Origin of the sequence: Rhizobium leguminosarum bv. viciae USDA 2370, from assembly GCF_002008365.1 — a bacterium.
In the GTDB taxonomy this organism is placed as follows: domain Bacteria; phylum Pseudomonadota; class Alphaproteobacteria; order Rhizobiales; family Rhizobiaceae; genus Rhizobium; species Rhizobium leguminosarum.
Genome location: NZ_MRDL01000051.1, coordinates 765,600 through 779,051, shown reverse-complemented (window position 1 = coordinate 779,051; position 13,452 = coordinate 765,600). Strand labels below are relative to the sequence as shown.

Genomic DNA, 13,452 nt, shown 5'->3' with positions numbered 1-13,452 from the left:
CAGCCGCTCAGGCCGCATCGATCTCTTTGGTCATATCGACGAGCGTCCATCCTGGCCGATATGGGCTCGGCCGGCGACCCGTTTCCTGAAACCCGAAGGCGCTGTAGAGAGCGATGTTCCGCTCCATCCGCGCATTGGTGTAGAGCCGGATCTCCGGCACGGCCCATTCCCGCGCCTTGCCCTCCAGCCAGCGCAGCATCGCCACTCCATGCCCGGCACCCTGAAAGGCCGGCGAGACCGCGATGCTGAACAGCATCAGGTGATCGGCATGCCGCTCGACGACCACCAGGCCGGCCGTTTGCCCGCCGATCTCGCGCAGCCAGACCTCGCCGCGTTGGATCCGCGGCGCGTAATCCTCCCTCACCGGGATCGGCGGAGCGCCGAACAACTCGGTATAGGGCCGATAGGCGGCGGTTGTCAGCATCGCGATCGTTTCCAGATCATCGGGCGACGCTGGCCTCATCGTCATTCCGCCGCAACCGCCTTCTTCACCGGCCGTCGCTCCAGCAATTCCTTCAGGAAGTGCCCGGTATAGGACCGCTTCTCCTTGACGATCGCCTCCGGCGTTCCGGTCGCGACGATCTCACCGCCGCCGTCGCCGCCTTCGGGGCCGAAATCGAGCACCCAGTCGGCCGTCTTGATGACTTCGAGATTGTGCTCGATCACCACCACCGAGTTACCCTGGTTGACCAGTTCGTGCAGCATTTCGAGCAATTTGGCGACGTCGTGGAAATGCAGGCCGGTCGTCGGTTCATCGAGAATGTAGAGCGTGCGCCCCGTCGAGCGTTTTGACAGCTCCTTGGCAAGCTTGACACGCTGCGCTTCCCCGCCGGAGAGCGTATTCGCCTGTTGGCCGACCTTGATGTAACCGAGGCCGACATCCTTCAGCGATTGCAGCTTGTCGCGCACCGCAGGCACTGCCGCGAAGAAATCGACGCCTTCCTCCACCGTCATGTCGAGCACCTCGGCGATCGACTTCTGCTTGAAGGTAACATCGAGCGTCTCTCTGTTATAGCGCTTGCCATGGCAGACGTCGCAGGTGACGTAGACATCGGGCAGGAAGTGCATCTCGATCTTGATGACGCCGTCGCCCTGGCAGGCCTCGCAGCGTCCGCCCTTGACGTTGAAGGAGAAACGGCCCGGCTGGTAGCCGCGTGCCTTGGCCTCCGGCAGACCGGCGAACCAGTCTCGGATCGGCGTGAAGGCGCCAGTATAGGTCGCCGGGTTCGAGCGCGGCGTGCGGCCGATCGGCGACTGGTCGATATCGATCACCTTGTCGATATGCTCGAAGCCGTCGATGCGGTCGTGATCGGCCGGATTTTCACGCGCGCCCATGACGCGGCGTGCCGCCGATTTATAGAGCGTCTCGATCAGGAAGGTGGATTTGCCGCCGCCGGAAACGCCGGTCACCGCCGTGAAGACACCGAGCGGGATCGACGCCGTAACGTTCTTCAGATTGTTGCCTCGCGCCCCGACCACCTTGATCTCGCGGCCCTTCTTCGGCTTGCGGCGCTCGTCGGGAACGGGAACGCCGAGTTCGCCGGAGAGATATTTGCCGGTCAGCGAATTCGGACTGTCCATGATATCCTGCGGCGTACCATGGGCGATGACCTGACCGCCGTGAATGCCGGCCGCCGGGCCGATATCGACGACGTCGTCGGCCGACAAGATCGCATCCTCGTCATGTTCGACGACAATGACGGTGTTGCCGATGTCGCGCAGGTGCTTCAGCGTGTCGAGCAGCCGGGCATTGTCGCGCTGATGCAGGCCGATCGACGGTTCGTCGAGCACGTAAAGCACGCCCGTCAGCCCGGAGCCGATCTGCGAGGCGAGCCGGATACGCTGGCTCTCGCCGCCCGACAGCGTGCCGGAATTGCGCGAAAGGCTGAGATATTCCAGTCCGACATCGTTGAGGAAGCGCAGCCGGTCGCGGATCTCCTTGAGGATGCGCACGGCGATCTCGTTCTGCTTGGCATTGAAGCTTGCCGGCAGTGTCTCGAACCAGTCGCGGGCGACGCGGATCGACATACCCGTCACTTCGCCGATATGCAGCGTGTCGATCTTCACCGCCAGGGCCTCCGGCTTCAGGCGGAAGCCGTTGCAGGCCGGGCAGGGGGCCGCCGACATGAAGCGCTCGATGTCTTCGCGCGCCCAGGCGGAATCGGTCTCTTTCCAGCGGCGCTCGAGATTGGTGATGATGCCCTCGAAATTCTTCTGGGTCGTATAGGAGCGGGCGCCGTCGGCGTAGTGGAATTCGATCTTGTCGTTGGTGCCGTTGAGGATGACGTCCTTGGCCTCATCGGAAAGATCGTTCCAGCGAGTGCCGAGCTTGAAGCCGTAATGTTTGCCGAGTGCTTCCAGCGTCTGATTGTAATAGGGCGAGGTCGACTTGGCCCAGGGTGCGATCGCCCCGTCGCGCAGCGTCCGCTCGGGCTCGGGCACGATCAGATCCGGATCGATCTTCTGCTGGGCGCCGAGGCCGTCGCAGGTCGGGCAGGCGCCGAACGGGTTGTTGAAGGAGAACAGCCTGGGTTCGATCTCGGGAATGGTGAAGCCAGAGACTGGGCAGGCGAACTTCTCCGAAAACAGCACGCGTTCATGCGTCTCGTTCAGCGACTTGTTGGCCGAGCCGCCGGCTGACGTCTCTTCCGGCGGCAACGGCTTGTCGGCGAATTCGGCGACCGCCAGCCCGTCGGCGAGCTTCAGGCACGTTTCGAGACTGTCCGCCAGGCGCGCTGAGACATCCGAGCGCACGACGATGCGGTCGACCACCACGTCGATGTCATGCTTGTATTTCTTGTCGAGCACCGGCGCCTCGGCGATCTCGTAGAACTGGCCGTCGACCTTGACGCGCTGGAAGCCCTTCTTCATCAGCTCTGCCAGTTCCTTCTTGTATTCGCCCTTGCGCCCGCGCACGAGCGGCGCGAGAATATAAAGACGGGTGCCCTCGCCGAAATCGAGGATGCGGTCGACCATCTGGCTGACGGTCTGGCTCTCGATCGGCAGGCCGGTCGCCGGCGAATAGGGAACACCGACGCGGGCAAAGAGCAGGCGCATGTAGTCGTAGATCTCAGTGACGGTGCCAACCGTCGAGCGCGGGTTGCGCGAGGTGGTCTTCTGCTCGATCGAGATCGCCGGCGACAGCCCGTCGATCTGGTCGACATCCGGCTTCTGCATCATTTCGAGGAACTGGCGGGCATAGGCCGACAGGCTCTCGACATAGCGCCGCTGGCCCTCGGCATAGATCGTGTCGAAGGCGAGCGAGGATTTGCCGGAACCCGACAGCCCGGTCATGACGATCAGCTTGTTACGCGGCAGATCGAGATCGATGCTCTTGAGATTATGCTCGCGCGCACCGCGGATGGAGATCGTCTTCAGTTCGCTCATCGTCTCTGCTTTGGTTTTCTGGATGACAGCCCTTATTTAGTGATGCCGACGGGCGAGTCGAGGCTGAATATCCGCAAGGGCTCAAGGTTTTCGATTCTGTTGACAGGATCATACGGATAAACTAGAACAAATAAAGAACAAAATTCCTGATGAATGCATGCGGCTGTCTGATGGATAAACATGTGGATTAAATGCCGCCCATGCGCATCGGCGGTCCGTGATGGTTTAAGGTGCGCCGATCGATTAAACGCCGCCGGTCAGGGCGGCAGGCAGGGTGAGAAGTATGGCTGGTAGCGTGAATAAGGTAATTCTGGTTGGAAACGTCGGTGCAGACCCCGAAATCCGCCGCACTCAGGATGGCCGGCCGATCGCCAATCTTCGTATCGCGACCTCGGAGACCTGGCGCGATCGCAATTCCGGCGAGCGCCGTGAGAAGACCGAATGGCACACTGTCGTCGTCTTCAACGAGGGCCTCTGCAAGGTCGTCGAGCAATATGTAAAGAAGGGCGCCAAGCTCTATATCGAAGGCCAGCTGCAGACCCGCAAGTGGCAGGACCAGCAGGGCCAGGATCGTTACAGCACGGAAGTGGTGCTGCAGGGGTTTGGTTCGACGCTGACGATGCTCGACGGCCGCGGTGAAGGCGGCGGCGCGAGCGGCGGCCGTGGCAGTGCCGCTGGCGGCAACGATTACGGCGACGATTACGGCGCCCCGGCTCCCTCCTCATCGCCGAGCCGCGGCGGTGGCGGCGGTGGCAACTTCTCGCGGGATCTCGACGACGATATCCCGTTCTGATCGATAGCCTTTGCTGGCTTTGTGAAAGAGGTGAGAGAGCATGATGCCTTGGATGGCGTCATGCTCTTTTTCTTTGATTTCGCGGCAGATGCCGCGATTTTCAGTGCGGTGTCGCGCTGATGAGGTTGAGCGCCGATTTTGCCCCGTCGACGACGAATTGTGCGGCGAGGGCGGCGAGGATGACGCCGAGAAGGCGTGTCAGGATGGCCCGGCCGGTGACGCCGAGGAAACGGTCCAGCCTTTCGGCGACGAGCAGCATGAGGAAGGTCAGCAATAGATTGGCGGCAAGGACGCCGATCAGCTGCGCCTTTCCGACGGATGTCGCCAGCGTGCCGGCAAGCAGGATCGTCGCCGAGATCGCGCCCGGGCCGGCGATCAGCGGCAAGGCGAGGGGAAAGACGGCGATATTCTCGATGTGATCCTTGGTGATCGCCACCTCGGTCGCCTTCTCCTTGCGGTCCTGGCGCTTTTCGAACACCATCTCGAAGGCGATCCAGAACAGCAGCAGACCACCGGCGATGCGGAAGGCGCCGATCGAAATCCCGAGCACGCTGAGCACGCCGGCGCCGAACAGAGCGAAGACGGCGAGGATGATGAAGGCGATGGTCGAGCCACGCAGCGCCACCTGCGTGCGCTCACTGCGGCTCATGCCTGTCGTCAGCCCCAGAAAGATCGGTGCGAGCCCCGGCGGATCGATGGTGACGAGAAGCGTCGTGAAGGCGTTGATCAATTGGTCGGCGCTTGCCATCGGCTCTCCGGAACCCCATATGAGTGCGTGGTTTTTATGATTGTGAAGCGGGGATTCCGATTTGGCAAATATCCCGCAGCGGCCCGCGGCGGATTTGTCCGGTCCGGCCGCGCAACTTGCATGTTTTACCGTCTTTAAGCCGCAAAAGCCTGTTCAAAACGCGCTGTGAAATTGGCGCGGGAACAGGCTTTCCGCTATAAATCTTCAAGTGATTCTAGAAGAGATCGTGATCTGTTTTGACTGAGCAAACACCCCCCGGCGGCGGGAAGCTCCCGCCAGGCATCGAGCCCATCTCCATCATGGAGGAAATGCAGCGGTCGTATCTCGATTACGCCATGAGCGTCATCGTCAGCCGCGCGCTGCCCGACGTGCGCGACGGCCTCAAGCCCGTGCACCGGCGCATCCTCTACGGCATGTCCGAGCTCGGCATCGACTGGAACAAGAAATACGTCAAATGCGCCCGCGTCACCGGTGACGTGATGGGTAAATTCCATCCGCATGGCAATTCTGCGATCTATGATGCGCTCGCCCGCATGGCGCAGCCCTGGTCGCTGCGGCTGCCGTTGATCGATGGTCAGGGCAATTTCGGCTCGGTCGATGGTGATCCGCCGGCGGCCGAACGTTACACCGAATGCCGCCTCGAAAAGGCTGCCCACTCGCTGCTCGACGATCTCGACAAGGAAACCGTCGATTTCCGCGACAACTACGACGGCACTCTCTCCGAGCCGGTCGTGGTGCCCGCCAAGTTCCCGAACCTGCTCGTCAACGGCGCCGGCGGCATCGCCGTCGGCATGGCGACCAATATCCCGCCGCACAATCTCTCCGAAGTCATCGACGGCTGCATCGCGCTGATCGACGATCCGGCAATCGAGCTGCCGGAACTGATCCAGATCATTCCCGGCCCCGATTTCCCGACGGGCGCGAAGATCCTCGGCCGTGCCGGCATCCGCTCGGCTTATGAGACCGGCCGCGGCTCCGTCATCATGCGCGGCGTCGCTGCCATCGAGCCGATGCGCGGTGACCGTGAGCAGATCATCATCACCGAGATTCCCTACCAGGTGAACAAGGCGACGATGATCGAGAAGATGGCCGAGCTGGTGCGCGACAAGCGCATCGAGGGCATCTCCGACCTGCGCGATGAATCCGACCGCCAGGGTTATCGCGTCGTCGTCGAGCTGAAGCGCGATGCCAATGCCGAAGTCATCCTCAACCAGCTTTATCGTTATACGCCGCTGCAGACGTCCTTCGGCTGCAACATGGTGGCGCTGAACGGCGGCAAGCCCGAACAGCTGACCCTGCTCGACATGCTGCGCGCTTTCGTCTCGTTCCGCGAAGAAGTTGTTAGCCGGAGAACCAAATTCCTGCTGCGCAAGGCGCGTGATCGCGCCCACGTGTTGGTCGGTCTCGCCATTGCCGTCGCCAATATCGACGAGGTCATCCGCGTCATCCGCCAGGCGCCCGATCCGCAGTCGGCCCGCGAAGAGCTGATGACCCGCCGCTGGCCGGCGGCAGATGTCGAAAGCCTGATCCGCCTGATCGACGATCCGCGCCATCGCATCAATGACGACCTGACCTACAATCTGTCGGAAGAGCAGGCGCGCGCCATCCTCGAACTGCGCCTGGCCCGCCTGACGGCCCTTGGTCGCGACGAAATCGGCGATGAACTCAACAAGATCGGCGAGGAAATCAAGGACTACCTCGATATTCTCTCCTCACGCGTCCGCATCCAGACCATCGTCAAGGACGAACTTCTCGCCGTCCGGGACGAGTTCGGCACGCCGCGTCGCACCGAGATCGTCGATGGCGGCCTCGAAATGGACGACGAGGACCTGATCGCTCGCGAGGACATGGTCGTCACCGTCTCGCATCTCGGCTATATCAAGCGCGTGCCGCTCACCACTTATCGCGCCCAGCGCCGTGGCGGCAAAGGTCGCTCCGGCATGACCACCCGCGACGAGGATTTTGTTAGCCGGCTATTCGTCGTCAATACTCATACGCCGGTTCTGTTCTTCTCCTCGCGCGGAATCGTCTACAAGGAGAAGGTCTGGCGCCTGCCGATCGGCACGCCGACCTCGCGCGGCAAGGCGCTGATCAACATGCTGCCGCTCGCACCCGGCGAGCGCATCACCACGATCCTGCCATTGCCCGAGGACGAGACGAGCTGGGACAATCTCGACGTCATGTTCTCGACGACGCGCGGCACGGTTCGCCGCAACAAGCTGTCGGACTTCGTCCAGGTCAACCGCAACGGCAAGATCGCCATGAAGCTCGAGGAGGAGGGCGACGAAATCCTCTCTGTCGAGACCTGCACCGAAGATGACGACGTGTTGCTGACGACGGCGCTCGGCCAGTGCATCCGCTTCTCCGTCGACGACGTCCGCGTCTTTGCCGGCCGCAACTCGATCGGCGTGCGCGGCATCACGCTTGCCGGAGGCGACCGGATCATCTCGATGACCATCGTGCGCCATGTCAACGCCGAACCGTGGGAGCGTGCTGCCTATCTGAAGCGCGCCGCCAACGACAGGCGCTTGACAACGGGCGAGGCCGAGGAGATCGCGCTGGTGGGCGAGGAAGTCACCGAGGAGGGGCAGCTGAGCGACGAGCGTTACGAAGAGCTGAAGCAGCTGGAGCAGTTCGTCCTGACCGTCTCCGAAAAGGGCTTCGGCAAGCGTTCGTCCTCCTACGACTTCCGCATCTCCGGCCGCGGCGGCAAGGGTATCCGCGCCACCGATACGTCGAAAACAGGCGAGATCGGCGAACTGGTGGCGGCTTTCCCGGTCGATGACGGCGACCAGATCATGCTGGTCTCCGATGGCGGCCAGCTGATCCGCGTGCCGGTCGGCGGTATCCGCATCGCCAGCCGCGCCACTAAGGGCGTCACCATCTTCTCGACGGCCAAGGACGAAAAGGTCGTCTCGGTCGAACGCATCAGCGAGCCGGAGGAGGATGAGACGGAAGAGACTGTCGAGGTCGCCGAAGGTACTGCTGCTATCGAGGAAGGTGCTGCCGACGAAGGTGGCGGCGACGAGGCGCCGATTGCCGATGGCGATCCGGCCGGGCCAGCCGAGGAATGATCAGATGAACGGGGCGGCTTCGAGCCGCCCTTTTCTTTTCAGGCCGCCCTTTTTCTTCTGAAGTCCGAGGAAGGTTCGAGATCGCGCCCAAAGAAAAAAGCCGGACGCTGGGTGCATCCGGCTTTGAATGGCCCTGGCGACGGAAGGGTGCCGCTCAAGGGTGGGAAGTGGAGAGAAGGAACGTCAGAACGCTCTATGTTTTTCGTTCAGAGCTTTCACCTCTTCGCCTTCGCGCCGAAGCGCTGAAATCGTCGAGGCCACAGACACGATGAACATGACGCTGATGAGGGCGGTGAGCACTGTCAAGATCGTGAACATAGGCATTCCTTTCCTGGGGAGTTGCGTTCTCGCCCCTCAGTACTGGCCCAGCACGGCCGTCCGGGCCGAAGCATAGGGACCATAAACCTTGGACGTATCGACCTTCTGATCATAGAGAGCGACAGTTGCGGTCAGCATGCCCGTGACCATTACCATCCAGAGCACGTTAATCATCGTAATCTTACCGGGCATCTTTAGTCCTTCCTGCCGCGCTAATCGCATCTATGGGGTCGGTTGAATGAACGCATCCGTTTGAAAATGGTTCCGCCGGATGTTGAGGGGTGTTTACCAATGGCGATCTGAAGCCTCCTTGAATGTCTCGTTCATCTGGCGTTCAGATTCGAAGTCCGTTTTCGCGCAGCCGGCCTTGGGCGCGTACGATCGCCGCATGTTCGGCAAGCTCTGACCGCACCCAGCTCATCTCGTAACGATCGGCGAAATAACCATAGGCCATCTCGGCGGCGAGGGAGAAAACGACGGCAACTGCAACGAGCACGATCAGCATGGACCTGGTCTTTCGGGGAGCGCCTGATGCCGGAATGGCATCGGCTGCGTGAATGACGAGAATTAAGCAGATCGCATCTGAAACGGCCTTGAACGGGCCATTCATCCGCCGTTTAACCGCCCGACGCATAACGTCCTTTCCGTGTGTGAAAAGACGCGCGGCGCGCTAGTCGGAGCTGGGCAAATCACTTGCGAGAAGGCGTCATCCGTGACAAAAGGCGTCAAACCAACGGCCGGACCACATGACGACAGCTTTTTATCCGGGGTCCTTCGACCCGATCACCAATGGGCATGTGGATGTTCTGGTCCAGGCGCTGAACGTCGTCGAAAAGGTGATCGTCGCGATCGGCATCCATCCCGGCAAGGCGCCGCTCTTCTCCTTCGAAGAGAGAGCCGAGCTGATCCGCCGGTCTCTGGCGCAAGCGCTGCCTGGCAAGACCGGCGATATCACCGTCGTCGCCTTCGACAATCTGGTCGTGGATGCCGCCCGCACCCATGGCGCCACGCTGTTGATCCGCGGTCTTCGCGACGGCACCGATCTCGATTACGAAATGCAGATGGCCGGCATGAACCGGACGATGGCGCCCGATCTCCAGACGATCTTTTTGCCGGCGGGTACGGCCTCGCGGCCCATTACCGCCACATTGGTCCGCCAGATCGCCGCCATGGGCGGCGATGTCAGCGCTTTCGTGCCGGCCGCCGTTTTGCAAGCCCTCACATCCAAGCGCCCAAACTAGTAAGAACAAAGACTAACCAGCGCAAAGACCAGGCGGAACCCGCCGCAATGGAGCTCATATGAAACTCTTCTATCTCGCATTTGCCGGCGTGTTGTACCTCGCCTCCTTCGCGGGGGATGCCTTCGCCCAGTCGGCCGATCATTATCTCACCATCCAGCTGAAGAACGGCCCTGTCGTCATCCAGCTCATGCCTGAGGTGGCGCCGAAGCATGTCGCCCAGATCGAGGCGCTGGCCAAGAAGGGCGAATACGACAACGTCGCCTTCCACCGCGTCATCGACGGCTTTATGGCCCAGACCGGCGACGTCAAATACGGCAATATGGAAAAAGGCTTCGATGCGAGCCTCGCCGGCACCGGCTCCTCGGATATGCCGGATATTCCGGCTGAATTCTCCAAGACCCCGTTCGTGCGCGGCACGGTCGGCATGGCTCGCTCGCAGGATCCGAATTCCGCCAATTCGCAGTTCTTCATTATGTTCGCCGACGGCTCTTTCCTGAACGGCCAGTACACTGTCGTCGGCAAAGTCGTCTCCGGCATGGAGAACGTCGACAAGATCAAGCGCGGCGAAGGCCAGAACGGCGAAGTCAAAAGCCCAGACCGGATGATCAAGGTCACCCTGGGCAAGAAGTAAGTTAAGAGAGAAAACTAGAGGAGAAGATAATGGCCGAGATCAAGGATCCCGAAAACACCGTCATTCTGGAAACCACCAAGGGCAAGGTTGTCATTCAGCTTTTGCCGCAGGTCGCCCCGGAGCATGTCGCCCGCATCAAGGAACTGGCCCGCGAGAAGGCCTATGACGGCGTCGTGTTCCACCGCGTCATCCAGGATTTCATGGCCCAGACGGGCGACGTCGAATTCGGCAAGAAGGGCTCGGAAACCTTCAATCCCGGCCGCGCGGGCATGGGCGGCTCGTCGAAGCCGGATCTGAAGGCCGAATTCTCCGCGACCACGCATACGCGCGGCACCTGCTCGATGGCCCGTTCGCAGAACCCGAACTCGGCCAATTCGCAGTTCTTCATCTGCTTCACCGACGCGCCCTGGCTGAACAAGCAGTATTCCGTCTGGGGCCAGGTCATCGAAGGCATGGACAACGTCGACAAGATCAAGCGCGGCGAGCCGGTTTCCGATCCGGATTCGATCGTCTCCATGCGGGTTGCCGCCGACGTCTGATTGTGATTTCTGCTGAAACCCGCCCTTGCGCGTCAACCGCGCGGGGGCGGGTTTCGCTTTGCCTGAAAGTGCCCTGATGCGCGTAGACCTTTTCGATTTCGATCTGCCCGATGAACGCATTGCGTTGAGGCCCGCCGAGCCACGCGACAGCGCGCGCCTGCTCGTCGTCGATCCGAATGCGAAAAACCAGCTGTCGGATCATCGCGTCGGCGATCTCACGTCCTTCCTGCAGGCTGGCGACGCGCTGGTTTTCAACGACACCAAGGTCATTCCCGCCCAGCTCGAGGGTATCCGCCATCGCGACGGCGCCGGTGGCCAGCAGGTGTCTGCCACGCTGCACATGCGCATCGGCCCCAACCGCTGGAAGGCCTTCGCCAAGCCGGGCAAGCGCATCAAACAGGACGACCGCATCTCCTTCGGCCATTCCGGCGAAAGCTGCTTCCTCGGCTCGCTCGATGCCACCGTCGAGGAGAAGGGCGAGGCCGGCGAAGTGACGCTGCTGTTCGATCTCTCCGGCCCGGCGCTCGACGAGGCGATCGCCGCCGTCGGCCATATCCCGCTGCCGCCTTATATCGCCGCCAAGCGCCCCGAGGACGAGCGTGACCGCGCGGACTATCAGACGATCTATGCCCGCGAGGAGGGCGCCGTTGCTGCACCCACCGCCGGCCTGCACTTCACGCCTGGCCTGTTCGAGGCGCTTGATAGGGCCGGCATCGAACGCCATTTCGTCACGCTGCATGTCGGCGCCGGCACCTTCCTGCCCGTCAAGGCTGATGATACCGCCGATCACCGGATGCATCTGGAAAGCGGTACCGTCAGCGCTGCGACGGCTGCACGGCTGAACGCCGTCAAGGCGAACGGCGGGCGCATCGTCTGCGTCGGCACGACCTCGCTGCGTCTCATCGAAAGTGCAGCGGAAGAGAGCGGCGAAATCCGCGCCTGGAGTGGCGCCACCGGCATCTTCATCACGCCGGGCTACCGCTTCAAGGCCGTCGACATGCTGATGACCAATTTCCACCTGCCGCGCTCGACGCTCTTCATGCTGGTCTCGGCCTTTTCAGGCCTCGATACCATGCGCGCCGCCTATGACCACGCCATCCAGACGGGCTACCGCTTCTATTCCTATGGCGATGCCAGCCTTCTCTTCCGGAAAGACTAGATGACCGAGACCTTCCAATTCACCCTTGACAAGACCGACGCCGGCGCCCGCCTCGGCCAGATTTCCATGCCGCGTGGCGAGATCCGCACGCCGGCCTTCATGCCGGTCGGCACCGTCGGCACTGTTAAGGCCATGTATCTCGACCAGGTGCGCGAGACCGGCGCCGACATCATCCTCGGCAACACCTATCACCTGATGCTGCGCCCGACGGCCGAGCGCGTCGCCCGCCTTGGCGGCCTGCATAAGCTGATCCGCTGGGAACATCCGATCCTGACGGACTCTGGCGGTTTCCAGGTCATGTCGCTGTCGGGCCTGCGCAAGCTCGACGAACAGGGCGTCACCTTCAAGTCGCATGTCGACGGCAGCCTGCATCACATGTCGCCGGAGCGCTCCATAGAAATTCAGGGGTTGCTCGGTTCCGATATCCAGATGCAGCTCGATGAATGCGTGGCGCTGCCGGCCGAGCCGAAAGAGATCGAGCGCGCCATGGAAATGTCGCTGCGCTGGGCCGAACGCTGCAGGGTCGCCTTCGGCGACCAGCCAGGGAAGGCGATGTTCGGCATCGTCCAGGGCGGCGATATCCCGGCACTGCGCATCCGTTCGGCCGAGGCGTTGAGCCAGCTCGATCTCAAGGGATATGCGATCGGCGGCCTTGCCGTCGGCGAGCCGCAGGACGTCATGCTGCAGATGCTGGAGACGACACTGCCGGTACTCCCCAGCGAAAAGCCGCGTTACCTCATGGGCGTCGGTACGCCTGACGATATCCTGAAATCGGTTGCGCGTGGCATCGACATGTTCGACTGCGTCATGCCGACCCGCTCCGGCCGCCATGGCCTGGCCTTCACCCGCCGCGGCAAGGTCAATATCCGCAATGCCCGCCATGCCGAAGATATGCGCCCGCTCGACGAACAGTCGAACTGCCCGGCCTCACGCGACTATTCGCGTGCCTATCTGCACCATCTCGTCCGCTCCAACGAAGCGCTCGGCGGCATGCTGCTCTCCTGGCACAATCTCGCTTATTACCAGGAACTGATGCAGGGCATCCGTAAAGCGATCGCCGAAAGCCGCTTCGCCGATTTCATGGCGGAAACACAGGAGGAATGGGCGAGGGGTGATCTCGAACCCGTTTAGATGCCCTTGCTGTCCGCGTCCGGCACGATCTGCACGCCGTTGATCCTGTAGCTGCCGTCCGGCTGGCGCATGATCTGGTAGATCGCCGTCCAGTCCTTGCCGTCGCGGCCTGAGATCAGCACCTCGTGGTAGATCAGCGCGCCGTCGTCGATCGAGCGGCTGCGCCCGAAGGCGTAGTTGCCGGGATGATAGACCGGCTCGTAGCTCTTCTTCACCATGGCGAAGAACAGGTTCTTGTCGGGATACATCGCCTTGATGCCGGGGGCGGCGAAGGAATAGGCGGTCTCGGCATCGTCCTTGAGGAAGGCCTTGATCTGTTCCTCGATCATCGTCCGCGTCGTGTCGATCGGATCTTCGGCGCGGGCCGATACGGGGAAGAGGGCGGATGCGGCACACAGGATGAGAACTGCGAAGAAGGCGCGCATGGATTG

At 61.9% G+C, this 13,452-nt stretch carries 14 protein-coding genes; 7 read left to right on the top strand and 7 right to left on the bottom strand.

Going from position 1 to position 13,452, the window contains the following annotated elements; all coding sequences use genetic code 11:
• Positions 1-7: 7 nt before the first annotated feature.
• Both BS629_RS30555 and uvrA read right to left on the bottom strand, forming a co-directional pair.
• A complete protein-coding gene (locus BS629_RS30555) occupies positions 8-469 on the bottom strand; it encodes a GNAT family N-acetyltransferase (protein ID WP_018242011.1) in 462 nt (153 codons plus the stop codon).
• Positions 466-3,387 (bottom strand): excinuclease ABC subunit UvrA, encoded by a 2,922-nt coding sequence (uvrA, locus tag BS629_RS30550; protein WP_018242012.1) that lies wholly within the window; start codon positions 3,385-3,387, stop codon positions 466-468. Before uvrA ends, BS629_RS30555 begins: the two co-directional genes overlap by 4 nt.
• 283 nt (positions 3,388-3,670) lie before the next feature.
• Here uvrA and BS629_RS30545 point away from each other — a divergent pair, with 283 nt between their 5' ends.
• A complete protein-coding gene (locus BS629_RS30545; protein WP_018242013.1) occupies positions 3,671-4,180 on the top strand; it encodes a single-stranded DNA-binding protein in 510 nt (169 codons plus the stop codon).
• A 100-nt stretch (positions 4,181-4,280) separates the two neighbouring features.
• Here BS629_RS30545 and BS629_RS30540 read toward each other — a convergent pair whose 3' ends face one another.
• On the bottom strand, positions 4,281-4,928 hold the full coding sequence (locus tag BS629_RS30540) for a MarC family protein (RefSeq protein ID WP_018242015.1): 648 nt from the start codon (positions 4,926-4,928) through the stop codon (positions 4,281-4,283).
• A gap of 236 nt (positions 4,929-5,164) precedes the next feature.
• Here BS629_RS30540 and gyrA point away from each other — a divergent pair, with 236 nt between their 5' ends.
• Entirely contained in the window at positions 5,165-8,002 is a 2,838-nt protein-coding gene (gene gyrA, locus BS629_RS30535) for a DNA gyrase subunit A (RefSeq protein WP_018242016.1), read from the top strand.
• Positions 8,003-8,185: 183 nt separating this feature from the next.
• Here the strand turns inward: gyrA and BS629_RS40265 are convergent, their stop codons facing one another.
• The 3 genes from BS629_RS40265 to BS629_RS30530 form a co-directional block, all read right to left on the bottom strand.
• A complete protein-coding gene (locus tag BS629_RS40265) occupies positions 8,186-8,320 on the bottom strand; it encodes a hypothetical protein (RefSeq protein ID WP_018445350.1) in 135 nt (44 codons plus the stop codon).
• Between the two features lie 36 nt (positions 8,321-8,356).
• On the bottom strand, positions 8,357-8,512 hold the full coding sequence (locus BS629_RS39410) for a hypothetical protein (RefSeq protein ID WP_003539654.1): 156 nt from the start codon (positions 8,510-8,512) through the stop codon (positions 8,357-8,359).
• Between the two features lie 142 nt (positions 8,513-8,654).
• Positions 8,655-8,930 carry a hypothetical protein gene (locus BS629_RS30530; protein ID WP_018242017.1) on the bottom strand — a complete coding sequence of 92 codons (276 nt, stop codon included), beginning with the start codon at positions 8,928-8,930 and terminating at the stop codon, positions 8,655-8,657.
• Positions 8,931-9,066: 136 nt separating this feature from the next.
• On the opposite strand from BS629_RS30530, the gene coaD reads away from it, so the two are divergent.
• From coaD to tgt, 5 genes are all read left to right on the top strand, one after another.
• On the top strand, positions 9,067-9,561 hold the full coding sequence (gene coaD / locus BS629_RS30525) for a pantetheine-phosphate adenylyltransferase (protein WP_018242018.1): 495 nt from the start codon (positions 9,067-9,069) through the stop codon (positions 9,559-9,561).
• 58 nt (positions 9,562-9,619) lie between these two features.
• A complete protein-coding gene (locus BS629_RS30520; protein WP_003586475.1) occupies positions 9,620-10,192 on the top strand; it encodes a peptidylprolyl isomerase in 573 nt (190 codons plus the stop codon).
• 29 nt (positions 10,193-10,221) lie between these two features.
• A complete protein-coding gene (locus BS629_RS30515) occupies positions 10,222-10,731 on the top strand; it encodes a peptidylprolyl isomerase (RefSeq protein WP_003559389.1) in 510 nt (169 codons plus the stop codon).
• Between the two features lie 76 nt (positions 10,732-10,807).
• Positions 10,808-11,890, top strand: a complete 1,083-nt coding sequence (gene queA, locus BS629_RS30510; RefSeq protein ID WP_018242019.1) for a tRNA preQ1(34) S-adenosylmethionine ribosyltransferase-isomerase QueA — start codon at positions 10,808-10,810, stop codon at positions 11,888-11,890.
• Complete coding sequence (tgt, locus tag BS629_RS30505) at positions 11,891-13,021, top strand: tRNA guanosine(34) transglycosylase Tgt (protein ID WP_018242020.1); 1,131 nt, start codon at positions 11,891-11,893, stop codon at positions 13,019-13,021.
• Here the strand turns inward: tgt and BS629_RS30500 are convergent.
• On the bottom strand, positions 13,018-13,446 hold the full coding sequence (locus BS629_RS30500) for a DUF4864 domain-containing protein (RefSeq protein WP_018242021.1): 429 nt from the start codon (positions 13,444-13,446) through the stop codon (positions 13,018-13,020). The genes tgt and BS629_RS30500 overlap by 4 nt on opposite strands.
• Between the last annotated feature and the right edge of the window lie 6 nt (positions 13,447-13,452).